This window comes from Planosporangium thailandense (genome assembly GCF_011947195.1).
Lineage (GTDB): Bacteria > Actinomycetota > Actinomycetes > Mycobacteriales > Micromonosporaceae > Planosporangium > Planosporangium thailandense.
Window position 1 is genome coordinate 130,305 of record NZ_JAATVY010000003.1, and the last position, 26,567, is coordinate 156,871.

A 26,567-nucleotide genomic window follows, 5' to 3' on the forward strand; every position below is an offset into this window, starting at 1 on the left:
GATGCCCGACGGGCTGCTCGAGCACGTCCGGCGGTTCTACGCCTCCGGCGCAGCACCCGTGACTCCGAAGTACGCGAGCACCGTCCTGCTGCTGCGGGAGGGCGAACCGGGCCTGGAGGTCTACCTGATCCGCCGGGCCAGCACGATGGCGTTCGCCGCCGGCATGCACGCCTTCCCCGGCGGTACGGTCGACCCGCGCGACACCGAGGTGCAGCCCGCATGGACGGGGCCGACCCCGGCCGAGTGGGCGACCCGGCTGGGCCTTTCCGAGCCGCTGGCCCGGGCGGTGGTCAGCGCTGCCGTCCGCGAGGTGTTCGAGGAGTGCGGGGTGCTGCTGGCCGGCCCCGACGCCGGCACCGTGGTCGGCGACGTCTCCGGCGAGGAGTGGGAGTCGGCGCGCCTGGCGCTGATCGCCCGGGAGGTCGGCTTTGCCGAACTGCTCGCCGAGCGGGGCCTGGTCGTACGGAGCGATCTGCTGACCCCGTGGGCGCGATGGCTGACGCCCGAGTTCGAGCCCCGCCGCTACGACACGTACTTCTTCCTGGCCCGGCTGCCCGAGCGGCAGGTGACCCGCGACGTCGGCGGCGAGGCGGAGCACGTCGTCTGGGGGCGGCCGGAAGACCTGGTGAACCTGCGGATGCTGCCGCCGACGGTCGCGGCGCTACGCGGGCTCACCGCGTACCGGAGTGTCGACGCGGCCATGGCCGCGGAGCGCGACGTGACGACGGCGGTCATGCCGCGCGCGGATCTGGACAGCGACCCGGTCCGGCTGCTCATCGACTGAGGACGCGCCGGACCGGGCCGTACCGGTCAGCCGAAGCGGCCGGTGATGTAGTCCTCGGTGCGCTTCACCGACGGGTTGGTGAAGATCTTCGCGGTGTCGTCGTACTCGATCAGGCGCCCCGGCTCGCCGGTCTTGTCGATCGAGAAGAAGCCGGTCCGGTCGGAGACCCGCGCCGCCTGCTGCATGTTGTGGGTCACGATCACGATCGTGTACTCGTTCTTGAGCTCGGCGATCAGGTCCTCGATGGCCAGGGTCGAGATCGGGTCGAGCGCCGAGCAGGGCTCGTCCATCAGCACGACCTGCGGCTCCACCGCGATGGTCCGGGCGATGCACAGCCGCTGCTGCTGACCGCCGGACAGGCCCGCGCCCGGCCGGTTGAGGCGGTCCTTGACCTCGTTCCAGAGGTTGGCGCCACGGAGCGCCTTCTCGCACGCCGCGTCCAGGAGGGACTTCTTGCGCACCCCGTTGAGCCGCAGGCCGGCGACCACGTTCTCGTAGATGGACATGGTCGGGAAGGGGTTGGGCCGCTGGAAGACCATGCCGATCATCCGGCGGACGGCCGTCACGTCGATGTCGCGGTCGTAGATGTTCTGACCGTCGATGAGCAGCTGGCCGCCGACCTTCGCACCCGGCAGCACCTCGTGCATCCGGTTGATGGAGCGCAGGAAGGTCGACTTCCCGCAGCCGGACGGCCCGATCAGGGCCGTGACCGACTTGGGCTCGATCGCCATCGTGATGTTGTCGATGGCGCGGAACGAGCCGTAGTACGCCGACACGTTGACGGCTTCGATGCGCTTGGCCATGGTGGGCACTCCTATCGACCCAGCTTGTTGCGTCGGGCCAGCAGTTTTGCGGCGACGGTCAGGGCGAGAACGAGGACGACGAGGGTCAGCGCCGCCGCCCAGGCCCGGCCGGGCGCGTACTTGGAGGCCGCGCCGGCCTGGTCGTAGACGAACAGCGACAGGGACTCCTGGCCGCCCGAGAACGGGTTGAAGTTGATGGCCGGGTTGCCGAACGCCACCAGGATCACCGGCGCCGTCTCGCCGCAGGCGCGGGCCACCGCGAGCATGACCCCGGTCACGATGCCGGGCGCCGCGGTGGGAAGCACGATCCGCAGGATCGTCCTCCATTTCGGTATCCCCAGCGCGTACGCGCCTTCGCGGAGCGCGCCGGGCACGAGACGCAGCATCTCCTCCGTCGATCGCACGACCGTCGGCAGCATGAGCACCGACAGCGCGAGCGCCGCCGCGAAGCCGGAGTACTGGGGCCGGCCGTTGTTGAAGTACGGCGAGACGATCAGCACCCAGAACGCCAGGATGAACAGGCCCGCCACGATCGACGGGATGCCGGTCATGACGTCGACGAAGAAGCGGATGAGCATGGACAGCCGGCCCCGCCCGTACTCGACGATGTAGATCGCGCCGAGGACACCCAGCGGGACCGTGATGAGGGTGGCGATGCCGGCCTGCTCCAGGGTGCCGATGATCGCGTGGTACGCGCCGCCCTCGTTGTCGAACGCGCTGACGTTGTTCATCGACACCTGGAGGAAGTACAGGCTCATCCGGTCGGAGCCCTTGACCAGCAGGGTGTACGCCACCGACAGCAGAGGTGCGAGGGCCAGCACGAACGCCGCGTACACCAGGGAGGTGGCAAGCCGGTTGCGGGCCGCCCGGCCGTTCTCGACTGCGGCGGACAGCACGGTCAGTCCAATGAGGAAGATCAACGCGGCGGCGATACCGGTGAGCACCGGTCCGCCCGCACCGGGCAGGTAGACCGCCAGCAGCGCGATCACGACGGCGGCGCCGGCGACACCGGCCGGCGTCCACTTCGGCAGCCGCCTGGTCTTCAGGCTCGACCGGGCGCCGACGGCGTGCGAAACAACTTCCGCACTCATGACAGCACCTCGCTGCGCTCGGTGCTGCCATGAGGCTCCAACGCGCTGAGCCAATCGATTCGCTCGCTTCGCTCGCTCACGCGGCACCTCCGGTGAACTCGCGGCGGCGGTAGACGATGGCGCGTGCCGTCATGTTGACCACCAGGGTGATGGCGAAGAGCACCAGGCCGGACGCGATCAGTGCGCTGCGTCCGGTCGGGTTGGCTTCGCCGAACTTGAGGGCGATGTTGGCGGCGATCGTGTTGCCGCCCGGACCGAGCAGGTCGAAGGAGACGTTGTAGACCGCGCCGAGCGTCAGCGCCAGCGCGATCGTCTCACCGAGGGCGCGGCCGAGGCCGAGCATGACCGCGGCGATGATGCCGGGCCGCCCGTACGGCAGGACCGCGGTGCGGATCATCTCCCACTTCGTGGCGCCAAGCGCCAGCGCCGCCTCTTCGTTCTGCGTGGGGGTCTGCAGGAAGACCTCGCGCGACAGCGACGTCACGATCGGCAGGACCATGATCGCGAGCACGATCGACCCAAGCAGAATCGACCGGCCGTACGGGCCGTTGCTGCCGAACAGCGGGATCCAGCCGAAGTTGTCGTGCAGCCACTTCGCGAAGTCGGAGACCGGCCGGTAGAAGTAGTCCCGGCCCCACAGGCCGAAGACGACGCTCGGCACGGCGGCGAGCAGGTCGACGAAGAAGCCGAGGACGCTGGCCACCCGGCGGTGCGCGTAGTGGGTCAGACAGAGCGCGATGCCGAGCGCGACCGGCACCGCCATCAGCAGGGCCAGCGCGGACGTCAGCACCGTGCCGAACGCGATCGCCGCGATGCCGAACTTCGCCGGGCTGGAGTCGGCGAACCACTGCTGGTAGGTGAAGAAGCTCTCGTGGTCAGCGCGCAGCGACGGGATCGCCTTCACGATCAGGAAGATCGCGATGGCGACGATGATGACGAGAACCATGGAGCCGGCAGCGGTGGCGGCTCCGCGGAAGACCGTCTCAGCGCCGAAACGCCGGCCCCTTGGCAACGCACCACCCCCGCCGGCGCCCTGGGCGTCGACGGGGGTGGTGGTGAGCGATGTGTGGCTCACGGTTTGTGTCCCTGTCTTGTCAGGCCATGTCGTTGATGGCCGCCGCGACCTTGGTCTGCAGCGTGTCGGGCAGCGGCGCGTAGCCGATGTCGCCGAGCTTGGCCTGCCCGTCCTTGCTCGCGACGAAGCCGAGGAAGGACTTCAGTAGCGACAGCTTGTCGGCCGGGTTGCCCTTGCTGCACGCGATCTCGTAGGTCACCAGGACGATCGGGTAGGCGCCCGACTCCTTGGTGGCGTAGTCGATCTTGAGGCTCAGGTCGCCGTTGGTGCCCACCACCTGAGCGCCGGCGACCGCCTTACCCGCCGACGTCGGGTCGAGCGCCACGTACTCACCGGCGCCGTTCTGGACCTTCGCGGCGGTGAGGCCGCCGGCCTGCACGAACGAGTACTCGACGTAGGCGATCGAGCCAGGGGTCTGCTTCACCAGGGCGGAGACGCCGTCGGAGCCCTTGGCGGCCTGTCCACCCGGGGCCTTCCAGACCTTGTCGTTGCCGAAGGTCCAGTCGGAGGCGGCGGAGGCGGCCAGGTACTTGGTGAAGTTGTCGGTCGTACCCGAGGAGTCCGACCGGTGGATCGGCGCGATCGGGGCGGACGGCAGGGTGGCGCTCGGGTTGTCCGCCTTGATCGCCGGGTCGTCCCAGGTCTTGACGGCGCCCGAGAAGATCTTCGCCAGGGTGGCGGGCTTGAGCTGGAGGTCCTTGACGCCGTCGACGTTGTACGCCACGGCGATCGGGCCCACGACCATCGGCAGGTCGATCGCCTGGCCGCCGGTGCAGCGGGCGTCCGCCTTGGTCTTCTCGTCGCCCGCCTTGAGCGCCGAGTCGGAGCCGGCGAAGTCGGCCGTGTTGGCGGTGAAGGCCTGGATGCCCGCGCCGGAGCCGGTGCCCTGGTAGTTGATCTGCGCACCGTTGCAGGACTGGCCGTACTGCTTGACCCACTCGGCCATGGCGTTCTGCTGGGCGGTCGAGCCCTGCGCGGTCAGCGAGCCGGTCTTGCAATCGATGGTCGGCTTCGCGGCACTGCTCGTGTCACCTGACGGAGTCTTGCTCGTGTTGTCCGAGCCGCACGCGGCGAGCGCGAGCGTCGAGGCCGCGATCGCGACCAGTATGCCGTGACGCTTCAGCTTCACTGCTGTCCCTTCGGGGGTACGTTCGTCTCGTTCCTGGTCTGGTCGGAACGAGTTTGCGAAGTTGACGTTCCTCATCAACCGATGCCGAACGTTAGGAGAGCGAGGTTGCCGGCCGTCCGGTCTCACATGAACGAAGGGTGAACACCAGGCCCGACTCGAATAACAGCTCGTCGGGTACGGGATGGCGCCCAGGTGAACAGCCCAGGTCACGCCCGCCTTGTCCGGTTATCGCGCACGGAGGGCGGGTAAGGGTGGTCACTTGACAAACGTGACGATCGATGCAGCTGTGCGTCACGATCGATGCAGCCGTACGTGACGGTCGGTGGAGCGGAGCGTGACGAGCGGTGTGGCTCAGCCCAGGCGGCGGAAGCACACGTGGGCCGTCCAGCGGGCGAAGCCCAGCTTCTCGTACAGCCGCACAGCCTTGGTGTTCGACTCGTCCACGTACAGCATCACGTGGTCGAGGCCCTGAGTGCCGAGGTGGTGCAGGCCCGCCAGGGTCAGCGTGGTGCCGAGCCCGGTGCCGTGCGCCGCCGGCGCCACGCCGAGCACGTACACCTCGCCGATCGGTTCACCCACGCCAGCGTGGATCTTGGTCCAGTGGAAGCCGAGCAGCTCGCCGTCGGGGTCCCGCTGGGCGAGCAGGAACCCGGCCGGGTCGAACCACGGCTCCTTCATGCGCAGGCGCAGATCCTCGATCGTCCACCTGCCCTGCTCGGGGTGGTCGGCGAACGCGGCGGCGTTCAGCGCGAGCCAGGCCGTGTCATCGGTGCCGGGGCGGAACGGCCGGATGCTCACCCCGTCGGGAAGGGTCGGCTCGGGCACCGGGGTGGACAGCGACCGGCGCATCTGGAACAGCACCCGGGAGCGCTCGAAGCCCAGCGACAGCGACAGCGCGGACGCCGAGGGGTGGTCACCGTGGGCCCACACCCACAGCGGGCCCTTGTCGGCGGCCGCCATCACCTCGGTCATCAGGGTCCGTCCCAGGCCGTGCCGCCGGCGCAGCGGGTGGACGGCCAGTTCGGCCGTCGCGCCCTCCGCCGGGTCGGTGACGTCGACGTACGCATAGCCGACGAGGTCACCGTCGTGTCGTGCCAGCAGGTGTACGGCGTGGGTGTCACCGGCGGCGCGCAGATGCAGCACGACGTGCTCGGACAGCGGGTACGCGCCGTCGGCGTCGTCCGCGGCCCGCATCAGATCGAGAACTTCAGCCACCTCACCGGCTGTCAGCCGGTCTTTTCGCTGTACACGTGCCACCGCTGCCACGCCGCTACGGTAGCGGCCAGCGATCACCGATCAAGCGCGGGGACTGTGTGTGAACTCGGCAACACTCTCGGTCGCCGGCTCGGGGAGCGGGCGCGCCGACGGGACGACGAACTTGTACCCGACCTGGCGCACGGTGCCGATCATCGACTCGTACTCCGAGCCCAGCTTGGCGCGCAGCCGCCGGACGTGGACGTCGACCGTACGGGTGCCGCCGAAGTAGTCGTAGCCCCACACCTCGCGCAGCAGCTGGTCGCGGGTGAACACCCGGCCCGGGTGCTGCGCCAGGAACTTCAGCAGCTCGAACTCCTTGTATGTCAGGTCGAGCGGCCGTCCCTTGAGCTTCGCGGCGTACGTGTCCGGGTCGATCGTCAGCTCACCGGCTTTGACCAGGGCGTCCGCCCGGCCGCTGGCGGCCTGGGTGGCCCTGCCGACGGCCACCCGCAGGCGGGCCTCGACCTCGGCCGGGCCGGCGGTCGCCAGCAACAGGTCGTCGAGGCCCCAGTCGGCGTGCACCGCCACCAGCCCGGCCTCGGTCAGCACCGCCATGAGCGGCATGCCCAGGCCGGTGGCCCGCAGCATCCGGCAGGTGGCGCGGGCCTCGGCGAGCTCGGTGCGCGCGTCGACGAGGACGACATCGGGGCTGGGGCCGCCGACCAGGGTGCGGACGTCGCGCGGCGCGGTCCGTACGGTGTGCGGCAGCAGGTCGAGCCCTGGTAGCACCAGTTGGCCGGCAGGGGCCGCGGTCAGTAACAGGATCTCCACGCAGTCACCTCCGTCGCCGCGACGCACCAGCTTCCGGCGCCACGGGCTCTTGCGCCATCGTCCGGCGTCGCTGACGGGCGGGTCGTTTCAGAGAATACCGGAGAACCTGCAAAAACAGACATCTGATGAATGCAGTGGATCAATGCGTGGCACGGTTCGCCCCACGAGCGGGCCTCTGGCACGATTCGTGGCGTGCCTGCGACCTTCTCCCCTGACGACCCGCTCGACGACCCGTCACCTGGGCGGTCGGTGGGCGGTCCGGGTGGGTACCCCGATGATCAATCAGGGTACGAGGGCCGGCGGAGGCATCGGGAGACGCGCCGGGGACGCCGGCGGGCCGGTGCGGGCGACACGCGGCCGACGGAGCGGTGGCCCGACGCGGCCGCTGCCGTCCTCGCCGGTGACGACCCGACCGGGCAGATTCCGGTGATGGACGACGGTCCCGGCGAGGCGGCGGCCGTCCCGGTGTCGCGGACCTCGACGCTCGCGGTGGCCGGCTGTGCCGCCCTGCTCACGCTCGTCCTGGTGCTCGGCGCGCTGGCCCCGGCCGGGGCGTACGCGGCGGTGGTGTTCGCCGTGCAGGCCCTGTACGTGGCCGCCTGGGCGACCGCGGCGCGGCCGCCCGCGCCGCGGATCGTGGCCGGGGTGGGGCTGGCCGCGGCGGTCGCCGCCGACGTCGCCGCGACGCTGGCCGATCCCGCCTCGCTCGCGCCGCTGGCGTACGTGGTGGCCGCCGGATTCGTGGCCGGCGTGGTGGGCCAGCTCGCGCGGCGGGCCGGCCGGGACCGGGTGACCGAGTCGCTCGGCTCCACCCTCGTGGTCGTGGTCGGCGCGGTGTCGCTGGCGAGCCTCGTGGTGTTGGCGCGCCATCCGCGGGGTACCCAAGCCATCGTGGCCTGTCTACTTGCCGCCGGCGCGGCGGTCGCCGTGGCGCGGCTCACGGATGCCGTGGCGCCGCGGCCGCGCTTCGTGCCGGACGTTCCGCGCGGTAGGGTCGGCGTGCTGCTCGGCGTGCTGGTAGGAACCGGCGCGGCGGCCGCCGCGGGCTCGCTCGACACCGGTGTGACCATCGGTGCGGTGGCTGCCGCGGGGCTCGCCACCGCGCTGATCGCGGTGGTGGTCGACCTGTCGGTGAGCTACGTCGAGGCCGGCCGCCGGTTGGCCGGGATGGCCACGGCCCCGTCTCCAGCCCGGTTGGCACAGGGCCCGCTCGGGGCGTTCGCGCTGGCCGCCCCGGTCATGTACGCGGCCAGCGCACTGCTGCTGTTGGACTACCTGTAGCCCGGTGACCCGGCAAGCCCGGTTCGAAGACACCCGTCAAGGAGGATGGTGTGGCGGTTCGCGGACGTCGATCGCTGATCGGACTGGTGACGGTCGTGGTGGTGCTGGCCGGTCTGTTTGTCGTGGCCGACCGGGTCGCGGCGAACATGGCCGAGCAGCGGATCGCGGACCAGGCCGCCACCGAGATGCGCAACCGGGGCATCACCTCGGACGGGAAGCCCACGGCCGACATCGCGGGATTCCCGTTCCTGACCCAGGTGATGGGCGGCACGTACCAGAAGGTGACGATCACCGTCGACCACCCCCGTAACGACCAGGGGGCGTTGGACAAGATGACTCTCGTCGCCACGAACATCCACGCCCCGCTCGACGCGATCACCTCCGGTCACGGACAGGTGAAGGCGGACGCCGTCCAGGGCACGGCCACCGTCGGCTGGAGCGCGATCCGCGATCTGATCGACCTGACGCCGCTGCGTCAGATTCCGGGTCTGGACGTCTCGCAGCTCAAGCTCGGCGTGAAGAACGATCACGTGAACCTCACCGCGCCGATCTCGATCGCCGGCTTCACGCTGCAGTTGCAGGCCACCGGCACGCTTGCCGTCAACAAGGGCGAGGTGCGCCTGCAGTTGGACGACGTGCGCGCCGCGGATTCGGGCGGGGCGGCCACGCTGATCCCGCAGTCGGTCATCAGCTCGTTCATCGGCCAGTACCGCGACCAGCTCGCCGCCCGGATCGCCGTACCGAACCTGCCGTACAGCCTGGTCGTCAACAAGGTCGCTACCAGCGACACCGGGGTGCTGATCACCGCCACCGCCGCCGACGTCGTGCTGTCGGGTCAGTCCTGACGTTCATGGTTCAACCAGCCCTGCCCGGGCATATTGCTCAGAATGAGTCGAATGAGGAGCTATCGGGGTAACGGGGCCGGTGGCCAGGTGAGCCCTGTCTCGCCAATCGGGCAACCCTGCCTCCGCGGATTTTGTGATGCTAGGCTCCCTGGCCATGGGCACGTTGCTCACGAAGAGGCGCGCGGTTGATCTATGCCGCGTGGCCGCCTGTCTGTGTCGCCTCGCCTGACGGCGGGTCGATCGCGCGTGCTCTCCTGCGCCCAGGCCGCTGACGGGGGCACCGCCTGACGCGGGCCAGACCCCGCATCGCGCCTTGCGAACCCGCCCCGTGATCCGTCCTTCTGGGTCGTCCGTGGCGTGCCGTGCGAAACGTCAGCGCGTACGGCGGCTCTCAACCCGAATTGTCATTCGAGGGAGCTCAAACATGAGTCGTGACTCCGTACTCGTCACAGCCGACTGGGCCGAAAAGAACATCGGCGCTGACAACGTGGTGTTCGTCGAGGTCGACGAGGACACCACCGCGTACGACGGGGGCCACATCCCCGGCGCGGTGAAGATTGACTGGAAGACCGAGCTGCAGGACCCGGTCCGCCGGGACTTCGTCAACAAGCAGCAGTTCGAGGCGCTGCTGTCCCGCAAGGGCATCGCGGGCGACGACCTCGTCGTCCTGTACGGCGGCAACAACAACTGGTTCGCGGCGTACGCGTACTGGTACTTCAAGCTCTACGGCCACGAGCAGGTCCGGCTGCTCGACGGTGGCCGCAAGAAGTGGGAGCTCGACGGGCGTCCGTACACCAAGGACGTCCCGGCGCGGCCCGCCACCAACTACGTCGCCAAGGAGCAGGACGGCTCGATCCGGGCCTTCCGCGACGACGTCCTCGCCGCCATCGGCTCGCACAACCTGGTCGACGTGCGCTCGCCCGACGAGTACGCCGGCCGGCTGAACGCCCCGGCCCACCTGCCGCAGGAGCAGTCGCAGCGCCCGGGCCACGTCCCCACCGCGATCAGCGTGCCGTGGAGCAAGGCCGCCAACGAGGACGGCACCTTCAAGTCCGACGAGGAGCTGCGCAAGCTCTACCTCGACGCGGGCATCGACGAGAGCAAGCCGACCATCGCGTACTGCCGTATCGGTGAGCGCTCCTCGCACACCTGGTTCGCGCTGCACGAGCTGCTCGGCTACTCCGACGTGCGCAACTACGACGGTTCCTGGACCGAGTACGGCTCGCTCGTCGGCGTCCCGGTGGCGCTCGGCGACGAGCCCGGCGAGGCCTGAGCGGCCTGACAGGCTGAGAGGAGACGCGACATGAGCATTGACGGTTGCGGCGCGCCGGAGCAGGGCGCACCCCTGCCCGCCAGCGTGGACGTGGCGAAGGAGACCGTGATCAGTGGCGTGGTCCGCGCGGGCGACGCGCCGGTCGAAGGAGCGTACGTGCGGCTGCTCGACTCGACCGGCGAGTTCACCGCCGAGGTCGTGACGTCGCCGGCCGGCGAGTTCCGCTTCTTCGCGGCGCCGGGCACGTGGACGCTGCGCGCGCTTTCCCGCGCGGGCAACGGCGATGCCACGGTGTCCGTGGATCGTGGCATCAACCAGGTTGCGGTGTCTGTCGCCGCCTGATTACCCTGATTTCGGATCCTCCCCAGGATCATTGAACGGCCCGCCTCTGACGAGAGGCGGGCCGTTCGCCTTTTGCCCGGCCTCGTGCGCGCCCCGCTCGAAGGCCCTGCCACCATGTGGCACGTGACGACCGACGGTCCTGCAGTCCAGCCCGCTCCCGCGCCGCAGCGGCCGGCCGTCCGCCGGCGCTGGCTGGTGGTCGCGGCCGGGGTCTGGGCCGTACTCGTGATCGCGTTCGCGATCTATGCGGTCCATCGAGGCGGATCGACCGTACGGGAACAGACGAGCGTCGCCCACGCGCTGCCCACCGTCGATCGGGCGATCGCCGAGGCGGTCACCGCGGCCGGGCCCGCCGGCGCCGTTGCCGAGATCGACGGGTACCGCGAAGTGAGCGGCCATTGCATGATCACCACCGCGCGCGCGGGCGCCCGGTACCAGCGGGCCGCGTACCTGTACGTGCCGGTCGGTCGGGAGCCCGCGCTGCTCGACGGGATCGCCGCGCGGCTGCCGCGCGGCTACGACGCGCGGGTCAGTGGGTCAGGCGCCCACGCGCTGACCGCGGACGCGGGCGACTTCGTCACGCTCGAGGGTGGCATCTCCGGGCCGGGGGAGGTGCGGCTCACCGCCGACACCGGCTGCCGGCCGCTCACGCGTCCGGTCAGCGAGCACGCGCCCACGCCGAGCGCGGCCGACCGGGCGCCCGTCGAGGTGGCGCTGTCGGCCCTGAAGCTCAGCGCCGTGCGCTGGCAGGCGCACCGCGTCGACTGCGCGCGCGGCGGCGCGGTGCGCACCGTACGCGCGGACGGGCCGCCCGGAACCGTCCTGCCGCCGCTGGCCGGCGCGCTGCGCGCGGTCGCGCCCGACGCCGTCGTGGTGCGGCCCGACCTGTACGTGTACCGCAGTGGCCCGGCCGGGGTCGTGGTGCGTACCGCGGACGGCGTATCGACGGTGACCGCGACGACCGGTTGCGGCGGTCAGTAGACCGGTGCTGCGGCGATCAGCAGACCAAGCGCTGCGGTCAGTAGACCAGCGCCTGGGCACCCTCGGTCATGCACTCCTCGACGAAGACCGCCGCGCCCGCGATGCGCACCCCTTCGATGACGTCGGCCTCCCCGATGTTCCGGCGCGCCGCGCACTGGGTGCAGGCGGTCACCTGGCCGCCGGCCAGGATGGTCGCCAGCAGGACCTCAAGGGGCGCCGAGTGCGGCAGTTCGAACTCGGCCGCCCGGCCGGGCAGGGCGAACCAGGTCGATTCGCCGGTGAGCCACAGCGAGGTCGGCACTCCGGCCGTGACGGCGGTCGCGGCGACGGTGAAGGCCTGCGCGCAGCGCTCCGGCGCGTCCAGCCCGGCGGTGACCTTGACGACGAGAGTGCGTCCCATGGAGGCAGCATAGGATCTCGGTTATGACCACGGTTCTGCGGCGGGTGTCAGGGTAGCGATGCCGTGGTGACCGAGATCGGATTCGTCAGCCTGCTGGTCGCCGGCTTCGGCGCGCTCGCCGGCGGGCTGGGCTATGTGGCGGTACGCGTGTCGAGGGGACGTTGGTAAGAGTGAGCGAGGAGAGTCAGGTCAACCCGGTGTGGATGGGCCAGATCCCGGTTGACCCGTACCCCTTCGAGGAGACCCACGACCTGCGTACGGGGCCGGACCTGCACCCGGCGCTGCTGGGGCTGCTGCCGTTCGTGGGCGTGTGGCGGGGCCGTGGCCAGGGTGGCTACCCGAGCCTGGAGCAGGACTTCGAGTTCGCCCAGGAGGTCCGCTTCAGCCACGACGGCCGGCCGTTCCTGTTCTACGAGTCGAGGACCTGGCTCATCGAGCCCGACGGCAAGGCGATCCGCCCGTCCGCCCGCGAGGTCGGCTGGTGGCGACCGGTCCAGACCGACCCGGGTGCCGAGCACGCGGCCGAGGCCGTGCCGACGAAGAGCGACGAGATCGAGGTGCTGCTGACCCACCCGACCGGCTTCCTGGAGCTCTACCTGGGGAAGGTGGAGGCGGGCGGCACCCGGGTGGAGATGGCGACCGACGCGATCGTGCGTACGGCCACGGCCAAGGAGGTGCGGTCGGGCAAGCGCCTGTACGGCATCGTCGAGGGCGCGCTGCTGTACGCGTACGACATGGCCGCCGTCGGCCAGCCGATGGCGCCGCACATCTCGGCGCGCCTGGAGCGGGTCGCCGGCTGAGCGGAAACCTCAGCCGAGCGGAAACGTCAGCCGAGTAGAAACCTCAGCCGAGCAGGGGGAAGCGGTCGGCGACCGGGCCGAGCGCCGACCGCTCGTCAGCCGTGAGCGGCAGCCGGCCGGTGCCCTTGAGCACGTACGTCTCGTCGTCCCAGGATGGCGGCCGGGGACCGTCGAGCAGCGCGTCCAGCGTCGCGCAGGCGGCGGCCAGCGGCTCGGCGGCCGGTGGCGGGGCGTTCGGCAGGTCCACCACGAGGTCGAGGTGGTGCACGGCCGCTTCGACGGCGAGCGTGGTGACGAAGTCGGGCACGGACAGCACGTGGCCCTGGGTCGTCACGTACCCGTCGACCGGTGCCGCGGCGGCCGCCCGTACCGCTGCCGGGGCGGTGTCGAGCCAGTGCCGCACCACGCCGCTGGGCTCCTCGTACGCCGACGCCTGAATCCGGGTCCAACGGGCGTGCCGCCGCCGGGCGCCCTCGCCGGTCCCGGGTCGGAACGGCCGCCAGTACGTGGCGAAGTCGACGTCGGCCGGCCCGGGCGCCGGGCTCGCGAAGGCGACCAGGGCCCGCTGCGCGTCGAGCAGAACGTGGAACAGCAGATCCGCGACCGTCCAGCCACGGCAGCGGGTCGGCCGGATCAGGTCGTCGTCGGACAGGGGCGTGACCGCGTCGCTGATCCGCTCGTACGCCGCCGCGATCACAGGTAGCCCAGCAGCTTCTGCATCCGCTCGGTCTCCGGTGACGGGCCGAGGGCGACGCCGTCCAGGGTGCGGACCTCGGTCAGCCCGCGCACCGACGACGCGAGCCAGACCCCGTCGGCGCTGTGCAGCTCCGCCGGGCGGACCAGCCGCTCGGCCGCCCGCATCCCGAGTTCGCCGGCGTGCTCCAGCAGGTAGGCGGCGGTCGTGCCGGCCAGGATCCCGGTCGTGGCGGCGGGGACCGTGTACAGGACGCCACCCGCGAGCCACACCAGCGTCGCCGTGGGCGCCTCCAGGGCGTACCCGTCGGCGGAGGTCCACAGCACCTCGTTCACGCCCTGCTCGGCCGCCCAGCGCAGGCTGGCCATGTTGACCGCGTACGACAGGGTCTTGGCGCCGCCGAGCAGCCACGGCGCGCCCGGGCGGGCCTCGGCCGGCACCGCCAGGGTCGCCGTCGCCACACTGACGCCGGTGTGCCGGGCCTCGACGGCGGCGGGCGCGAGCGGCGCGACGGTGGCGTACACGGTGACCGGGCCGCCGTCCTCCGGCCCTCGGGTGCAGACCAGCCGCAGCGCCGCCTCGTCGGCGGCCGGCCACGCCGCGCAGGCCTGGCCCGCCAGCTCGACGAGCGCGGCGCGGTCCGGCAACGGGATCGCCAGCAGCGCCGCTGAGCGGCTCATCCGGTCCAGGTGCCGGTCCAGGAGCCATGGCTGACCGCCCCGGACGTGCATGGTCTCGAAGACCCCGTCGCCGCGCAGGACGCCGAGGTCGTCGGCGCGCAGGACGGGCGTGTCGGCGGGGACCACCCCGACGCCGAGAAGGGCGAGTACACGGGCCATGTTGGCGAGCCTAACGTCCCCTAGGATCGACTTTGTGCCGTCATCTGGGGTAAGCGATCCGCGCGGGCCGGACACCTCGCTGGCCGAGGTGCTGCGCGCGCGTGGGCTGCGGCTGACCGCGCAGCGCCAACTCGTGCTGGAGGCGGTCTACACGCTCGGCCACGCGACCCCGGACCAGGTCCACGAGGCGGTGTCCCGCACCGCGGCCGGCGTCAACATCACCACCGTGTACCGGACGCTGGAGCTGCTCGAGGACCTGGGCCTGGTGCGGCACACCCACCTGTCACACGGCTCGCCCACCTACCACGCGGTCGGCGAGGACCAGCACGTACACCTGGTCTGCCGGGGGTGCGGCGAGGTGGACGAGGTGTCGCCGTCCGTACTGGACGGGCTGGTGCAGGGCCTGGAGAGCAGCCGCGGGTTCAGCGTCGACGTCGGCCACGTCGCGCTGTTCGGCACCTGCCGGCGGTGCGCGGGACAGCCCGCGAGGGAGAGCGAGAACCTGTGATCATGGCATCCGGCGCGGTACCTGTCGCCGCGCTCGACCCCGACAGTCCCGACAGCGGGATCGTCGCCCACTACGGCGACCCGATGCGCGAGCAGCGCACGTTGGCGACCTCGGTCGGGCTGGTCGACCGGTCCAACCGGGGCGTGCTGGCGGTGCCGGGCGAGGACCGGCTGGGCTGGCTGCACAGCCTCACCACCCAGTACCTGACGGACCTGCCGCCCATGACCGGCACCGAGCTGCTCGTGCTGTCGCCGCACGGGCACGTGGAGCAGCACGCCGTGGTCACCGACGACGGCGCGACGACCTGGCTGGACGTCGAGCCCGGGCAGGCGCAGCCGCTGCTGGACTTCCTGACCCGCATGCGCTTCCTGCTGCGGGTCGAGCCGACCGACGTGAGCGCCGACTTCTCGCTGCTGTCGCTGGTCGGGCCGGACGCCGACGAGGCGCTCATCGCGCTGGGGGTCGGCCCGCTGCTGCCGCCCGACGCGGTGGCCGTGCCCGGTCCGAAGTTCGCCGCCGGCTCCGTGCCGGCGCGGCCGACCACCCGGTACTCGGTCGGCGCGCTGCCGGACCTGGGCGGCTGGGCGCGCCGCATGCCGTACGGAGCGGATCTGCTCCTGCCCCGCGGCGCCGAAGCCGACCTGGTCGCGGCGGCCGGGGTGCCGCTGGCGGGGATGTGGGCGTTCGAGGCGCTCCGGGTGGCCGACCGCCGCCCGCGGTTCGGCTTCGAGACCGACCACCGCACCCTGCCGGCGGAGGTCGGCTGGACCGCCCCGGCGGTGCACCTGGAGAAGGGCTGCTACCGGGGCCAGGAGACGATCGCCCGGGTGCACCACCTCGGTCGCCCGCCGCGCCGGCTCGTCCTGCTGCACCTGGACGGCATCACCACCGAGGAGCTGCCGGCACCGGGTACGGCGGTGACCACGCCGGAGGGCCGGCAGGTGGGGTTCGTGGGTACGGCGGCGCGCCATTTCGAACTCGGCATGATCGCGCTCGCGCTCGTCCGGCACAACGTGGCCGACGACGCTGCGCTGCGGGTGGGCGAGGCGGCGGCGGCCATCGATCCCGGGGAGTGAGCGATGTCGGTTGACCAGGTCGCCGTGGTCCTGCTGGTGGACCGGTACGGGCGGTTGCTGATGCAGCACCGGTCGGCCGACGCGCCCGTCTCGCCCAACCAGTGGGGGCTGCCCGGTGGGCACGTCGAGCCGGGCGAGGAGCCGCTGGCCGCCGCGCACCGCGAGCTGCTGGAGGAGACCGGCCTGACGGTCGATCGGCTCGATCTGTACTGGCGGGGCCGGCGGCCGGGGTCGCCGTCCGTGGAGGTCTGGGCGTTCCACGGGGTGACCGCGGCGACCCAGGACGACGTGGTGCTCGGCGAGGGGCAGGCGATGGTCTTCCTGCCCCCTGACGAGGCGCTGGCCCGCGACCTCGCCACGACCGCCACGCTGCTGGTGCCCGGCTTCTTCCGGTCGCGCGAGTATACGGACGCCACGCAGCGGGCGCGGACACTCGCCTGATCGCCGGCCGCCGGTCGTACGGGACCTGGTCATGGCGTGCGAGGATGACCGGCGTGACGACAACGACGTTGATCACGGTCGCGCCGACCGGAGCCGAGTCGAGCAAGACCGATGTACCGGCGCTGCCGGTGACCCTGGACGAGCTGGTCGCTACCGCCAAGGAGTGTGAGGCGGTCGGCGCGAGCGTCATCCACGTGCACATCCGCGACGACGACGCCCGGCCCACACTCGATCTCGGCCGGCTGCGCGACACCGTCGACGCGCTGCGCTCCGAGACGGGGCTGATCGTCCAGCTCTCCAGCGGCGGCGCGGTGACCGACCCGGAGGCCGACCGGCTGCGGGTGCTGGAGGCGGCGCCCGACATGGCCTCCTGCACGATGGGTACGGTCAACTTCGGCGACGACGTCTTCCTCAACCGGTGGGAGTTCATCGTCGAGCTGCACGAGTCGATGCGTGACCGGGGGATCGTCCCGGAGTACGAGATCTTCGACCTCGGCCACCTGACCTCCCTCCAGCGCCTGCTGGACCGGCACGGGCTGCCCTTCGGTGGGCACGTGCACGTCGACTTCGTCCTCGGGGTGCCGGGAGGGGCGGCGGGTACGACCGAGACGCTGGTCGCGTTCAAGCACGCGCTGCGCGACCTGCCGGAGGACACCACGTTCTCGGCGACCGGCATCGGGCGCAGCACGCTGCCGGTGCTGATGGCGTCGCTGTCGGCCGGTGGCCACCTGCGGGTGGGCATGGAGGACACGATCACGTACGCCAAGGGTCAGCCGGTGGAGAGCAACGCGCAGCTGGTGGCCCGTGCGGCCGGGTTCGCACGGCTCGCACAGCGCCCCCCGATGTCGGTCGCGGAGGCCCGCGCGCTCCTCGGAGTCAAGAGTTGACGGACCTGTACGCGGGCGGCGAGGTGCTCGTCGAGGTGGCCCGCTCGGGCTTCGTGGAGAGCCGCCACTACGGCTCCGTCGTGGTGCTCGGGGCGGACGGGGAGGTGACGACCTGGGCCGGCGACGTGACCGGCCCGGTTTTCCCGCGCTCGTCCAACAAGCCCATGCAGGCGGTCGGGATGCTTCGCGCCGGGCTGGAGCTCGCCGACGACGCCGACCTGGCGCTGGTCTGCGCCAGCCACCACGGTGAGCCGTTCCACGTGGCGCGGGCCCGTGCGATGCTCGCCGCGGCCGGGATCGACGAGGCGCAGTTGCGGACCCCGCCGGACTATCCGCTGTCCGATTCGGCGCGCGACGATATCGTCCGGGCCGGCGGCGGCCGCGAGCCGATCCTGATGAACTGCTCCGGCAAGCACACCGGGATGTTGCTGACGTGTGCGGCCAACGGCTGGCCGTACGACGACTACCGCTCGTCCGGACATCCGTTGCAGCAGCGGCTGGCGGAGACCGTGGCGGAGCTCGCCGGCGAGCAGATCGCGGCGACCGGGGTGGACGGCTGCGGAGCGCCGGTGTTCGCGCTGTCGCTGCGCGCTCTCGCGGAGGCGTTCCTGCGGCTGGTCTCGGCGGCCCCGGGCACCCCCGAGCGGCGGGTGGCGGATGCCATGCGCGCCCACCCGGAGCTGATGTCCGGTACCGGGGCGGAGGACGCCCGGCTCATGCGCGCCGTGCCGGGACTGCTGTCGAAGGTTGGCGCCGAGGGCGTACAGGCGGTGGCGCTGGCCGGCGTCGGCGCGGTGGCCGTCAAGATCGATGATGGTGCTCAGCGGGCGCGGATGCCGGTCCTCGCGTCGGCGCTGCGCCGGCTCGGGGTGCGCGCGGACGTCCTGGACGGGTACGCGCAGGCGCCCGTCCTCGGCGGTGGCAGACCCGTCGGCGCGGTCCGTTCCGTCTGGTAGGTGAGGGTTTCTTTCCGCCAGACATCGCGTCGTAATGCGCCCGGAACGTGGGCGCGTTGCAATTGACGTGTGCGGGGAGTCACGCTAACTCCAGCAAGCGCTTTGCTTGCAAGAGCAAGCAGAGCGGCGTACGTTCGAATCGTGACCGCTCCACGCGACATCGGTGGCTTCATCCGCGATCTGCGCCGCAACGCGCAGATCTCGCTGCGCCAGCTTGCCGAGCAGGCCGGGGTCAGCAACCCGTACCTCAGCCAGATCGAGCGCGGCCTACGCAAGCCGAGCGCGGAGGTGCTCGCGCAACTGGCCCATGCGCTGCGGGTCTCCACCCCGGTGATGTACCTGCGTGCGGGCCTGCTCGATGCCAGCGGCGGGCAGGAGGGGGTGCTCGCGGCGATCGCCGCGGATCCGGACCTGACCATCGCGCAGAAGCAGTCGCTGACGCAGATCTATGAGACGTTCCGGCGTGAGAACCTGCGGAGCGCCGAGGTGAATGATGTGGATTCGTCCACGTTTGACCCGCCGGTGGAGCCGGGTACTCACGAAGAAACCGCCGCGACCACCCGTAAGACCGCGACCCGCCGGGCGACCGCGGCGCGCAAGACCGCCGCGACCGGTCAGGCTGAGCCGGCCGCCGGCACGGACGAAACGACCGCCCCGGCCCGCAAGCCGCGCAAGGCCGTCAAGCGGCAGCCACGCACCACGCGATCCCAGTCGAGCTCCGAGGCCCCCAGCGCGGAGGGCTCCGGCGCGCAGAACGCGAAGGAAAGGACCGAGGAGAAAGCATGAACGCGAAGACCGAGCCCAGGAAGATTCCCGCCCCGCTGTACGCCGCTGCCGGCGCCGGGGAGCTCGCCTACGAGCAGCTGCGCCGGCTGCCGGAGCGCGTGGCCGAGCTGCGCGGGCGCGTGGCCGAGCTGCGTCCCGTGGTGACCGAGGCGGTGACCGAGCGCGTGTCGGAGCGCAACCTACGCGCCGATCTCGACAAGCTACGAGACAGCGCCCGGCGCAACGCCCAGGTGTTCGTCGCCAGCGCGCAGGTCGCCCAGCGGCAGGCCGCCGCCGTCTACGAGGAGCTGGTGGCCCGCGGCGAGCGGATCGTGGCCGGTGCCCGCACCGAGCAGGCCAAGGCGCAGCTCGCCACGGCCAAGGCCGAGATCAAGGACGCGGAGAAGACCGAGGCCAAGGTCGAGGCGGAGACCCTGATCGCCAAGCACGCCGAAGACGCGCAGCAGCCGCTGCCGTCGGTGCCGGCGAAGCCCACCAAGCGGACCCGCTCGGCCGCCAGCAAGTAAGCGAGCAACAGCTCACACGCCGGGTCCCCGGCGCCGATCTCGGCGCCGGGGACCCGGGCGTTTACCGGCGCCGACTTCTGGCCGGGCCCCGGTCGAGCTCCTGGTCGGGCCGGTCGGGAAGAGCCGGTGCGCCCGAGAAACGGGATCGCCGCAGTTAAGCTCAGTGCATGGCCATCGCCGCACCACTCTTCTACAAGTCGATCATCGCCTGGCTGGATCTGCTGTTACTGATCCTCGCCCTGCTTGTCGAGGTCGGAGCCTTCGGACACTGCCTCCTGCAGCGACCTGACGCGTTCTCCGCGATCGGCACGCTCCCCAAGGGCGCCTGGCTGGCGATGCTCGGCGGCTCAGTGCTGGTGACGCTGCTGTTGGGCCCCACCTACATCCTCGGACTGGTCGCCATCACCATCGGACTGGTCTATCTGCTCGACGTTCGTCCGGCGATCCGCGACGTGGTCGACGGCCGCGGATCCTGGTGATGGATTTCCGCTGGCCGCCGCCGCCTGATGGGCGCCCCGAGCGATACCGGCCGCCGGTCAACCGCGGGCCGCAGACCGGCCGTCCGACGTTGCCCACCCCGCCGACCGAACTGCTCGCCACGCCGCACGGCGTCGAGCTGGAGTGCCTGGCCACCGGCGCGGGCCATCCGGTCACGGTGTTCGCCCACGGCCTGGCGGCCGGCATCCCCGAGACCCGCCCGCTGGGCAGCGGCGTACCCGGCCGTCGGGTGTTCTTCCAGTTCCGCGGCCACGGCCGCTCCGCCGCGCCGCCCGGACAGTGGACCTACCTCGACCTGGCCCGCGACCTCAGGGCGGTCGCCGACCTGTACGGCGCCACCCGGGCCCTCGGCGTCAGCCTCGGCGCCGGTGCGCTGTGCCGGCTGCTGGCCGACAACCCCAACCGTTTCGAGAAGGCGGTCTTCTACCTGCCCGCCGTGCTCGACCGGCCCCGCCCGCAGATCGCCACGAAGCGGCTGACCGACCTGCTCGCCGCGATCGAGGACGGGGACGCGGCCGCGGTCGCCGAGGTCGTCGCCCTGGAGATACCGGCCCAGCTGCGCAACACCCCGGCGGCATGGGCCTACCTGCGACAGCGCATCGAGCAGCTCATGCGCGACGGCCTCGCCGACGGCCTGGCCGACCTACCGGCGCAGACGGCGATCGTCGACCGCGCCGCGCTGGGGGAGGTCACCGCGTCCGCGCTCGTACTCGCCTGCCGGGGTGACGACCTGCACCCGGTCTCCGTCGCCGAGGACCTCGCGGCCGCGCTCCCCGACGCGACCCTGCACGTGTACGACCGGCCGGGCATGCTGTGGACCGACCGCGCCGACGTCCGTGAACGCATCGCGGGGTTCCTCGACGACTAGGGCGAAACGACTAGGCTGACCAGCCATGGGTGTCACACATCACGGCCGCACGTACCGGCTGGACCTGGCCGACCCGACGCTGCGTGAGTGGACGTGCACGGTGCTCGCCGCCGACGCCGAGCAGGGCATCGTGCTCGACCGGTCGGCCTTCTACCCCGGTGGCGGCGGTCAGCCGCCGGACCACGGCGTCCTGCTCTGGCAGGGCGTACAGACGCGCATCGTGGGCACCCGCAAGGGCGACGAGCTGTACCTGATCCCGGCCGAGGGCGACCCGATCCCGCCGGTCGGCACCGAGGTCACCGGAGCGGTCGAGGACGACCGCCGGACCAGGCTGATGCGCACCCACTCGGGCCTGCACGTACTGTGCGGGGTCGTCTTCCGGGACTTCGGCGCGCTCGTCACCGGCGGCAACATGGAGCCCGGCGAGGCCCGGATGGACTTCAACCTGCCCGAGGTGCCGCCCGACTTCAAGGCCCGGCTGGAAGAGCTGGTCAACGCCGAGGTGACCGCCGACCGGCAGGTCGTCACCAGGGTGCTGTCCCGCGACGAGGCACTGGCGCTGCCCGACATCATCCGTACGCAGTCCAACCTGATTCCGGCCGACGAGGCCGAGATCCGCATCGTCGACATTGTCGGCCTGGACGTGCAGGCCGACGGCGGCACGCACGTCGCCTCGACCCGGCAGATCGGCGGCGTCCAGGTGGTCAAGGTGGAGAGCAAGGGCAAGGCCAACCGGAGGGTACGGGTGCGCCTCACCGACTAGGCTTCCGCCGTGGTGACCATCGATCGGCAGCGCAACGCGGTGTCGGAGTTCTTCGCCGGTACGGGGCTGCTCCTGCGTGGAACGGGCCTGGTGCTGCGCAGCCCCCGCCTCCTGCTGCTCGGCATCGTCCCGGGGGTCATCTCGTTCGTCATCGTGGTGGCCGCGCTGGTGACGCTGCTCGTCTTCAGCACCGACGTCGCCACGTTCCTGACCTGGTTCGCCGACGGCTGGTCGGCGGACGCCCGCCGGGCGCTGCGGATCGTCGTCGCCGTCGCGGTCGTGGCGGGGGCTTTGATCCTCGCCGTGATGACGTTCACCGCGCTGACGCTCACCATCGGCGACCCGTTCTACGAGGCCATTTCGAAGCGGATCGACGACGCCACCGGCGGCGCCCGCGAGTCCGACGCCCCGTGGCACCGCACCTTCGCCTGGAACCTGGTCGACTCGCTGCGCCTGCTCGCGCTGTCGGTGGCGACCAGTGTGGCGCTGTTCGCGCTCGGCCTCGTACCGGTGGTCGGCCAGACCGCCGGACCCGTGATCGGCGCGGTGACCGGGGGCTGGCTGCTCGCGGTCGAGATCTCCGGGGTGCCGTTCAACCGCCGTGGCCTGCGCCTGCGTGACCGGCGGCGGCTGCTGCGCGCCAACCGGGCGCTCGCGCTCGGCTTCGGGGTGCCCGTGTTCCTGGTGTTTCTGGTGCCCTTCGTCTCGGTACTCGTGATGCCCGGGGCGGTGGCCGGCTCGACCCTGCTGGCCCGCCGGGTGTTAGGACAGCCGTATGAGTAGGCGCATCACGCTGGTCACCGGCGACATCACCGCGCAGGAGGTCGACGCGATCGTCAACGCCGCCAACTCGTCGCTGCTCGGCGGGGGAGGCGTGGACGGCGCGATCCATCGGCGGGGCGGCCCGGCGATTCTCGAGGAGTGCCGGGCGCTGCGCGCGAGCCGGTACGGCAAGGGCCTGCCGACCGGGGAAGCGGTCGCGACCACGGCCGGACGGCTGCCCGCCCGGTGGGTCATCCACACCGTCGGGCCGGTCTGGGCCGCCGGCGTCGACCGGACACCGCTGTTGCGCGCCTGCTACGCCAACTCGCTGCGGGTGGCCGCCGAACTGGGCACCGGGTCGGTGGCGTTCCCGCTGATCTCGGCCGGGGTCTACCGGTGGCCCAAGCGGGACGCCGTGGTGCAGGCGTTGGACACGATCCGCACGGCGGCCGCGGGCGTGGACGACGTCCGGCTGGTGCTGTTCGACGACGCGACCCGGACGATCGCCGACGAGGTGTACGCGGAGCTGGGCGGCTGAGCCGGTTGGTGCCGGTCCGGCCGACTCACGCGGTGAGGAGGGCTGTGAGCAGGCTCTCGTCGCCGACGATGTCGAGTATGTCGAAGGGCACCCGACCGTAGAGCGCGAGCAGCAGGTCGCTGGCGGTGCCGCTGGCGACGACGCGCTCGTTGTGGTGGTCGTGGTCGAGGAGGGTGTCGGTGTCCAGGAGCGCGATGCCCTCGCCGCGCAGCCGCACGTCCCACACCCCGCCGAGGTCCGTGGCGCGCAGCGCGACCACGCCGTAACGATCGGTTGGACCGCGTCGCCTGCCCATCGGCAGCAGTGTGTCGAGCACCTCGGTGACGCCGTCGGCGGCCAGCTTGGCTTCGACGGGTTCGGCGAGACCGACCGCCATCTGGGCGTCCCACCGGTGTACGGCGGTCTCGTGCGCCATCCGGCGGTGCCAGAACTCCGCGCGTTTACTCTGTGGCGCCGGGTTCCAGGCGGGAAGGGCGGGGTCGAGCCAGTCGAGCGTCTTGAGCAGCTCCGCGTACTGCTCGTCCCACCAGCCCAGCACGGCACGGCCGGTGGGTGAGCCGCTGCTGTCCATCGCGTCCGGATTGTCGGTTACCCCGCGACCGACGTGGCCGGTGACCCAGCGGTACAGGCTCGCCAGGTGGCGTACGAGGTCCTCGACGGTCCAATCGGGACAGCTCGGTACCGGTGCCGTGAGCACGTCCTCCTGGCCCACGGCGGCGCGGAAGGCGACGCCCTCGGCGCGCAGGCCCGCCACCCAGAACTCCTTGTTGAAGTGCGCCTTGCCCATCCCCATCCCCTCCTCACGAACGTTTCGTCCCGCGCCGGTGGGATGTCCCCGCGGGTTCCAGCCTAGGGTGAAACACGTGCCCGAACGTACCCATCACGCCATGCTCGACGCGTATACCACGCTGCGCCTGGGCGGACCTGCCGGGGAGCTCATCGAGGCGGCGAGCGCCGAGGAGATCGTCGCCGCGCTCCGCAAGGTGGACGCCGCCGGCCCCGCCCATGATGATGCCGTCACATCCGCGTTCGTGCTCGCCGGCGGCAGCAACGTCGTGGTCGCCGACAGCGGATTTCCGGGCACCGTCGTGCTCGTGCGCAACCGCGGCTACAGCGTGCGCCGCGAGGGTGAGCGCGCGGTGGTACGGGTCGAGGCCGGTCAGCCCTGGGACGACCTGGTCGCGGCGACCGTCGCCGAGGGCCTGACCGGGCTGGAGTGCCTTTCCGGGATTCCCGGGTCGGCCGGCGCCACGCCGATCCAGAACGTCGGCGCGTACGGGCAGGAGGTCGCCGAGACGATAACGGCCGTGCGGGTGTACGACCGCCGCACCGGCGACACCGTGGTGATGTCGCCCGACGAGTGCCGCTTCGGTTACCGGGCCAGCGTGTTCAAGCACAATGACCGCTTCGTCGTACTCTCGGTTGATTTCTCGCTCGCCGTCTCCACGCGGTCGATGCCGATCCGGTACGCCGAACTGGCCCGGCGCCTCGGGGTCGCGCCGGGTGACCGGGTCGAGTCCGGCCGGGTACGGGAAGCCGTGCTGGCCCTGCGCGCGGGCAAGGGCATGGTGCTCGACGCGGCCGACCCGGACACGTACTCGGTCGGCTCGTTCTTCACCAACCCGGTCGTGACCGCTGACGGGTTCGCAGCGCTGCGCGACCGTACCGGCGGCGTCGAGCCGCCCGCCTTCCCGGCCGGCGACGGCCACGTCAAGGTGAGCGCGGCCTGGCTCATCGAGCACGCGGGCTTCGCGCGCGGCTACGGGGATCCCGCCGCCGGTGTCGGCATCTCCACCAAGCACACGCTCGCGCTGACCAACCGCGGCACCGGCACCACGTCCGCGCTGCTGGCGCTGGCGCGCGAGATCCGGGCCGGCGTGCGCGACCGGTTCGGCGTCGACCTGCACCCCGAGCCGGTGTTGATCAACTGTTCCCTCTCATGATCCTTAAGGATTTTCCGTGCCCGGGCACGGAAAATCCTTCCGGATCATGGAGGAGATACCGCGGCCCAGGCGACCGTCAGCTCGCCGAGGCGCCAGCGGGCCGGCCGGTCGAGCACCGGCCAGCCGGCCGCGCGTACCGCCTCCACGCTGCGCCGCCACCGCTGCCGAGGTCCGAACGTCGAGTACGGGGCGTTGGCCCGCCACGCCTCGTCCAGCGCCTCCAGCAGGGCGTGCACCGGCTCGCCGGGCACGTTGTGGTGGATGAGCGCCTTGGGTAACCGTTCGGCGAGGGTGCCCGGAGTGTCCAGCGTGGACAGCGAGGCGGCCAGCGTCAGACTGCGCGGCCCGGCGGCGTCAAGCGCCACCCAGGAGGCCAGGCGCCCCAGTTCGTCACACGTACCCTCGACCAGCACCCCGCCCGGCGCCAGCCGCTGCCGCATCACCGACCAGGCCTCGTCCACTTCGGACTCGTCGTACTGGCGGAGCACGTTCATCGCGCGTACGACCACCGGCCGCAGGCCGGCCAGTTCGAAGCCGCCGCGCCGGAACTCCAGTCCGGGCGGATCGGCGGCCGGAGCCGCGGCGGCGACCCGCGCCGGATCGATCTCCAGTCCGACGACGCGGACGTCGGGCCGGACGGCGGCCAGCCGCGACCGCAGTTCGACCGCCGTCACCGGAGTGGCCCCGTACCCCAGATCCACCACGAGCGGATCGTCGGCGCGGCGCAACAGACCGCCCAGGTGTACCGCGATCCAGTTGTCGACGCGGCGCAGCCGGTTGGGGTTGGTCGTGCCCCGCGTGACGGACCCGACTGGCCTTGGCTTGCGACTGCGGTCCTCGCAAGCTGCGGTCCTCGCGCTGCGCGCCAGCGGCTTCATTCCACCCGGTGCACCTTGTGCTGCGCGGCCTGGGCGAGCGGCCGGACGACGAGCCGGTCGACGTTGACGTGGTGGGGGAGGGTGGCGCTCCACCGGACGCACTCGGCGATGTCGTCGGCCACCAGGGGCTCGGCGACGCCGCGGTAGACCGCCGCGGCCTTCTCGGCGTCGCCGCCGAAGCGGACCAGCGCGAACTCGTCGGTCTTCACCATCCCGGGATCGATCTCGATGACGCGGACGGGCCGACCGCACAGCTCGAGGCGCAGCGTCTCGGCGACGGCGGTGGTGCCGTGCTTGGCGGCGGTGTACCCGCCGCCGCCCTCGTACACGACGAGTCCGGCCGTCGAGCTGATGATGACGATCGTGCCGGCGCCGGACGCCTCGAGGGCCGGCAGGAGCGCCTTCGTGACACGTACGGTGCCGAGGACGTTCACCTCGTACATCCACCGCCAGTCGGCAAGGTCGGCCGCCTCCACGTAGTCGCTGCCGAGCGCGCCGCCGGCGTTGTTGACCAGCAGTTCCAACCGTCCCGGTAGGCCGGCGACCGTCTCGGCGAGCGCGGCCACCTGCGCGTCGTCGGTGACATCCACGTACGCGGCGGTGGCGCGGTGGCCGTCTGCTGTGATCTGTTTCACGACCGCGTCGAGTCGGTCGGCGCGGCGGGCGGCCGCCACGACATGGAATCCGGCGGCGGCGAGCGTGCGGGCGGTGGCCGCCCCGATTCCGCTGGAAGCTCCGGTGACCACGGCGATGCTGACAGACATGCACCGATCCTCCCCGGCGACCGCATCG

At 71.7% G+C, this 26,567-nt stretch carries 34 protein-coding genes; 22 read left to right on the forward strand and 12 right to left on the reverse strand.

What is annotated here, in order from left to right:
* Position 1 precedes the first annotated feature (1 nt).
* Complete coding sequence (locus HC031_RS05985) at positions 2-784, forward strand: NUDIX hydrolase (protein WP_167924455.1); 783 nt, start codon at positions 2-4, stop codon at positions 782-784.
* Positions 785-810: 26 nt separating this feature from the next.
* On the opposite strand, the gene pstB is transcribed toward HC031_RS05985, so the two are convergent.
* The 6 genes from pstB to HC031_RS06015 form a co-directional block, all read right to left on the reverse strand.
* Positions 811-1,587 (reverse strand): phosphate ABC transporter ATP-binding protein PstB, encoded by a 777-nt coding sequence (gene pstB, locus HC031_RS05990; RefSeq protein ID WP_167924169.1) that lies wholly within the window; start codon positions 1,585-1,587, stop codon positions 811-813.
* Positions 1,588-1,598: 11 nt separating this feature from the next.
* Positions 1,599-2,678: a phosphate ABC transporter permease PstA gene (gene pstA / locus HC031_RS05995; protein WP_167924170.1), complete on the reverse strand. Its 1,080-nt coding sequence runs from the start codon at positions 2,676-2,678 to the stop codon at positions 1,599-1,601.
* A 76-nt stretch (positions 2,679-2,754) separates the two neighbouring features.
* A complete protein-coding gene (pstC, locus tag HC031_RS06000) occupies positions 2,755-3,753 on the reverse strand; it encodes a phosphate ABC transporter permease subunit PstC (protein WP_167924171.1) in 999 nt (332 codons plus the stop codon).
* 19 nt (positions 3,754-3,772) lie between these two features.
* Complete coding sequence (pstS, locus tag HC031_RS06005; protein WP_167924172.1) at positions 3,773-4,882, reverse strand: phosphate ABC transporter substrate-binding protein PstS; 1,110 nt, start codon at positions 4,880-4,882, stop codon at positions 3,773-3,775.
* A gap of 351 nt (positions 4,883-5,233) precedes the next feature.
* Positions 5,234-6,139 (reverse strand): mycothiol synthase, encoded by a 906-nt coding sequence (gene mshD, locus HC031_RS06010; protein ID WP_338090526.1) that lies wholly within the window; start codon positions 6,137-6,139, stop codon positions 5,234-5,236.
* A 39-nt stretch (positions 6,140-6,178) separates the two neighbouring features.
* Positions 6,179-6,910 (reverse strand): winged helix-turn-helix domain-containing protein, encoded by a 732-nt coding sequence (locus HC031_RS06015; RefSeq protein ID WP_167924173.1) that lies wholly within the window; start codon positions 6,908-6,910, stop codon positions 6,179-6,181.
* Between the two features lie 192 nt (positions 6,911-7,102).
* Between HC031_RS06015 and HC031_RS06020 the strand changes: the two genes are divergently transcribed.
* The 6 genes from HC031_RS06020 (at position 7,103) to HC031_RS06040 (ending at position 11,632) form a co-directional block, all read left to right on the forward strand.
* Positions 7,103-8,191 carry a hypothetical protein gene (locus HC031_RS06020; protein ID WP_240942169.1) on the forward strand — a complete coding sequence of 363 codons (1,089 nt, stop codon included), beginning with the start codon at positions 7,103-7,105 and terminating at the stop codon, positions 8,189-8,191.
* 50 nt (positions 8,192-8,241) lie between these two features.
* Positions 8,242-9,036: an LmeA family phospholipid-binding protein gene (locus HC031_RS06025; RefSeq protein WP_167924174.1), complete on the forward strand. Its 795-nt coding sequence runs from the start codon at positions 8,242-8,244 to the stop codon at positions 9,034-9,036.
* 154 nt (positions 9,037-9,190) lie between these two features.
* Complete coding sequence (locus HC031_RS34265) at positions 9,191-9,265, forward strand: Ms5788A family Cys-rich leader peptide (protein ID WP_338090527.1); 75 nt, start codon at positions 9,191-9,193, stop codon at positions 9,263-9,265.
* 195 nt (positions 9,266-9,460) lie between these two features.
* Positions 9,461-10,309 carry a sulfurtransferase gene (locus tag HC031_RS06030; protein WP_167924175.1) on the forward strand — a complete coding sequence of 283 codons (849 nt, stop codon included), beginning with the start codon at positions 9,461-9,463 and terminating at the stop codon, positions 10,307-10,309.
* Between the two features lie 30 nt (positions 10,310-10,339).
* On the forward strand, positions 10,340-10,651 hold the full coding sequence (locus HC031_RS06035) for a DUF1416 domain-containing protein (RefSeq protein WP_167924176.1): 312 nt from the start codon (positions 10,340-10,342) through the stop codon (positions 10,649-10,651).
* Between the two features lie 123 nt (positions 10,652-10,774).
* Positions 10,775-11,632, forward strand: coding sequence for a hypothetical protein (locus tag HC031_RS06040; protein WP_167924177.1), 858 nt, complete (start codon positions 10,775-10,777; stop codon positions 11,630-11,632).
* Positions 11,633-11,669: 37 nt separating this feature from the next.
* On the opposite strand, the gene HC031_RS06045 is transcribed toward HC031_RS06040, so the two are convergent.
* Positions 11,670-12,032, reverse strand: coding sequence for a DsrE family protein (locus HC031_RS06045; protein ID WP_167924178.1), 363 nt, complete (start codon positions 12,030-12,032; stop codon positions 11,670-11,672).
* A gap of 63 nt (positions 12,033-12,095) precedes the next feature.
* On the opposite strand from HC031_RS06045, the gene mtfM reads away from it, so the two are divergent.
* Both mtfM and HC031_RS06050 read left to right on the forward strand, forming a co-directional pair.
* Positions 12,096-12,200, forward strand: coding sequence for a small membrane protein MtfM (gene mtfM / locus HC031_RS33810; RefSeq protein WP_338090493.1), 105 nt, complete (start codon positions 12,096-12,098; stop codon positions 12,198-12,200).
* Between the two features lie 2 nt (positions 12,201-12,202).
* On the forward strand, positions 12,203-12,832 hold the full coding sequence (locus tag HC031_RS06050) for a heme-binding beta-barrel domain-containing protein (RefSeq protein ID WP_167924179.1): 630 nt from the start codon (positions 12,203-12,205) through the stop codon (positions 12,830-12,832).
* A gap of 43 nt (positions 12,833-12,875) precedes the next feature.
* Here the strand turns inward: HC031_RS06050 and HC031_RS06055 are convergent, their stop codons facing one another.
* Positions 12,876-13,529, reverse strand: coding sequence for a maleylpyruvate isomerase N-terminal domain-containing protein (locus HC031_RS06055; protein ID WP_167924180.1), 654 nt, complete (start codon positions 13,527-13,529; stop codon positions 12,876-12,878).
* Positions 13,526-14,365, reverse strand: a complete 840-nt coding sequence (locus HC031_RS06060) for an aminotransferase class IV (RefSeq protein WP_167924181.1) — start codon at positions 14,363-14,365, stop codon at positions 13,526-13,528. Before HC031_RS06060 ends, HC031_RS06055 begins: the two co-directional genes overlap by 4 nt.
* Before the next feature lie 34 nt (positions 14,366-14,399).
* Between HC031_RS06060 and HC031_RS06065 the strand changes: the two genes are divergently transcribed.
* The 12 genes from HC031_RS06065 (at position 14,400) to HC031_RS06120 (ending at position 22,954) form a co-directional block, all read left to right on the forward strand.
* The gene (locus tag HC031_RS06065; RefSeq protein WP_338090494.1) at positions 14,400-14,873 is read left to right on the forward strand and encodes a Fur family transcriptional regulator; all 474 of its coding nucleotides are present in this window, start codon (positions 14,400-14,402) and stop codon (positions 14,871-14,873) included.
* Positions 14,874-14,875: 2 nt separating this feature from the next.
* Entirely contained in the window at positions 14,876-15,949 is a 1,074-nt protein-coding gene (ygfZ, locus tag HC031_RS06070) for a CAF17-like 4Fe-4S cluster assembly/insertion protein YgfZ (protein WP_205862329.1), read from the forward strand.
* Between the two features lie 3 nt (positions 15,950-15,952).
* The gene (locus HC031_RS06075) at positions 15,953-16,390 is read left to right on the forward strand and encodes an NUDIX hydrolase (RefSeq protein ID WP_167924184.1); all 438 of its coding nucleotides are present in this window, start codon (positions 15,953-15,955) and stop codon (positions 16,388-16,390) included.
* A gap of 53 nt (positions 16,391-16,443) precedes the next feature.
* Positions 16,444-17,277: a 3-keto-5-aminohexanoate cleavage protein gene (locus HC031_RS06080; protein ID WP_167924185.1), complete on the forward strand. Its 834-nt coding sequence runs from the start codon at positions 16,444-16,446 to the stop codon at positions 17,275-17,277.
* Complete coding sequence (locus tag HC031_RS06085; RefSeq protein ID WP_167924186.1) at positions 17,274-18,233, forward strand: asparaginase; 960 nt, start codon at positions 17,274-17,276, stop codon at positions 18,231-18,233. Before HC031_RS06080 ends, HC031_RS06085 begins: the two co-directional genes overlap by 4 nt.
* Positions 18,234-18,374: 141 nt before the next feature.
* The gene (locus HC031_RS06090) at positions 18,375-19,019 is read left to right on the forward strand and encodes a helix-turn-helix domain-containing protein (protein WP_338090495.1); all 645 of its coding nucleotides are present in this window, start codon (positions 18,375-18,377) and stop codon (positions 19,017-19,019) included.
* Positions 19,016-19,525, forward strand: coding sequence for a hypothetical protein (locus tag HC031_RS06095; RefSeq protein ID WP_167924187.1), 510 nt, complete (start codon positions 19,016-19,018; stop codon positions 19,523-19,525). Before HC031_RS06090 ends, HC031_RS06095 begins: the two co-directional genes overlap by 4 nt.
* A gap of 167 nt (positions 19,526-19,692) precedes the next feature.
* Positions 19,693-20,004, forward strand: a complete 312-nt coding sequence (locus HC031_RS06100; protein WP_167924188.1) for a DUF2516 family protein — start codon at positions 19,693-19,695, stop codon at positions 20,002-20,004.
* Positions 20,001-20,891: an alpha/beta fold hydrolase gene (locus tag HC031_RS06105; protein WP_167924189.1), complete on the forward strand. Its 891-nt coding sequence runs from the start codon at positions 20,001-20,003 to the stop codon at positions 20,889-20,891. The genes HC031_RS06100 and HC031_RS06105 overlap by 4 nt, the downstream gene beginning before the upstream one ends.
* Before the next feature lie 25 nt (positions 20,892-20,916).
* Positions 20,917-21,654 carry an alanyl-tRNA editing protein gene (locus HC031_RS06110; RefSeq protein ID WP_167924190.1) on the forward strand — a complete coding sequence of 246 codons (738 nt, stop codon included), beginning with the start codon at positions 20,917-20,919 and terminating at the stop codon, positions 21,652-21,654.
* Positions 21,655-21,666: 12 nt separating this feature from the next.
* A complete protein-coding gene (locus tag HC031_RS06115) occupies positions 21,667-22,437 on the forward strand; it encodes an EI24 domain-containing protein (protein WP_420813607.1) in 771 nt (256 codons plus the stop codon).
* Positions 22,430-22,954, forward strand: coding sequence for an O-acetyl-ADP-ribose deacetylase (locus HC031_RS06120; protein ID WP_167924192.1), 525 nt, complete (start codon positions 22,430-22,432; stop codon positions 22,952-22,954). Before HC031_RS06115 ends, HC031_RS06120 begins: the two co-directional genes overlap by 8 nt.
* Before the next feature lie 25 nt (positions 22,955-22,979).
* Here HC031_RS06120 and HC031_RS06125 read toward each other — a convergent pair whose 3' ends face one another.
* A complete protein-coding gene (locus tag HC031_RS06125; RefSeq protein ID WP_167924193.1) occupies positions 22,980-23,741 on the reverse strand; it encodes a maleylpyruvate isomerase family mycothiol-dependent enzyme in 762 nt (253 codons plus the stop codon).
* A 67-nt stretch (positions 23,742-23,808) separates the two neighbouring features.
* Here HC031_RS06125 and HC031_RS06130 point away from each other — a divergent pair, with 67 nt between their 5' ends.
* Complete coding sequence (locus HC031_RS06130) at positions 23,809-24,897, forward strand: UDP-N-acetylmuramate dehydrogenase (RefSeq protein ID WP_420813599.1); 1,089 nt, start codon at positions 23,809-23,811, stop codon at positions 24,895-24,897.
* 44 nt (positions 24,898-24,941) lie between these two features.
* Here the strand turns inward: HC031_RS06130 and HC031_RS06135 are convergent, their stop codons facing one another.
* A complete protein-coding gene (locus HC031_RS06135; RefSeq protein WP_167924194.1) occupies positions 24,942-25,775 on the reverse strand; it encodes a class I SAM-dependent methyltransferase in 834 nt (277 codons plus the stop codon).
* Positions 25,772-26,539: an SDR family oxidoreductase gene (locus tag HC031_RS06140; RefSeq protein WP_167924195.1), complete on the reverse strand. Its 768-nt coding sequence runs from the start codon at positions 26,537-26,539 to the stop codon at positions 25,772-25,774. The genes HC031_RS06135 and HC031_RS06140 overlap by 4 nt, the downstream gene beginning before the upstream one ends.
* Positions 26,540-26,567 lie beyond the last annotated feature (28 nt).

Excerpts from the sequence above, each read along its gene's own strand:
- HC031_RS06030 (WP_167924175.1), top strand. The coding sequence starts at position 9,461 with ATGAGTCGTGACTCCGTACTCGTCACAGCCGACTGGGCCGAAAAGAAC.
- HC031_RS06140 (WP_167924195.1), bottom strand. The coding sequence starts at position 26,539 with ATGTCTGTCAGCATCGCCGTGGTCACCGGAGCTTCCAGCGGAATCGGG.
- ygfZ (WP_205862329.1), top strand. The coding sequence starts at position 14,876 with ATGGCATCCGGCGCGGTACCTGTCGCCGCGCTCGACCCCGACAGTCCC.
- HC031_RS06095 (WP_167924187.1), top strand. The coding sequence starts at position 19,016 with ATGAACGCGAAGACCGAGCCCAGGAAGATTCCCGCCCCGCTGTACGCC.
- HC031_RS06120 (WP_167924192.1), top strand. The coding sequence starts at position 22,430 with ATGAGTAGGCGCATCACGCTGGTCACCGGCGACATCACCGCGCAGGAG.
- HC031_RS06060 (WP_167924181.1), bottom strand. The coding sequence starts at position 14,365 with ATGGCCCGTGTACTCGCCCTTCTCGGCGTCGGGGTGGTCCCCGCCGAC.
- HC031_RS06110 (WP_167924190.1), top strand. The coding sequence starts at position 20,917 with ATGGGTGTCACACATCACGGCCGCACGTACCGGCTGGACCTGGCCGAC.
- HC031_RS06075 (WP_167924184.1), top strand. The coding sequence starts at position 15,953 with ATGTCGGTTGACCAGGTCGCCGTGGTCCTGCTGGTGGACCGGTACGGG.
- HC031_RS06100 (WP_167924188.1), top strand. The coding sequence starts at position 19,693 with ATGGCCATCGCCGCACCACTCTTCTACAAGTCGATCATCGCCTGGCTG.
- pstB (WP_167924169.1), bottom strand. The coding sequence starts at position 1,587 with ATGGCCAAGCGCATCGAAGCCGTCAACGTGTCGGCGTACTACGGCTCG.
- HC031_RS06045 (WP_167924178.1), bottom strand. The coding sequence starts at position 12,032 with ATGGGACGCACTCTCGTCGTCAAGGTCACCGCCGGGCTGGACGCGCCG.
- pstA (WP_167924170.1), bottom strand. The coding sequence starts at position 2,678 with ATGAGTGCGGAAGTTGTTTCGCACGCCGTCGGCGCCCGGTCGAGCCTG.
- HC031_RS06035 (WP_167924176.1), top strand. The coding sequence starts at position 10,340 with ATGAGCATTGACGGTTGCGGCGCGCCGGAGCAGGGCGCACCCCTGCCC.
- HC031_RS06135 (WP_167924194.1), bottom strand. The coding sequence starts at position 25,775 with ATGAAGCCGCTGGCGCGCAGCGCGAGGACCGCAGCTTGCGAGGACCGC.
- HC031_RS06125 (WP_167924193.1), bottom strand. The coding sequence starts at position 23,741 with ATGGGCAAGGCGCACTTCAACAAGGAGTTCTGGGTGGCGGGCCTGCGC.
- HC031_RS05985 (WP_167924455.1), top strand. The coding sequence starts at position 2 with ATGCCCGACGGGCTGCTCGAGCACGTCCGGCGGTTCTACGCCTCCGGC.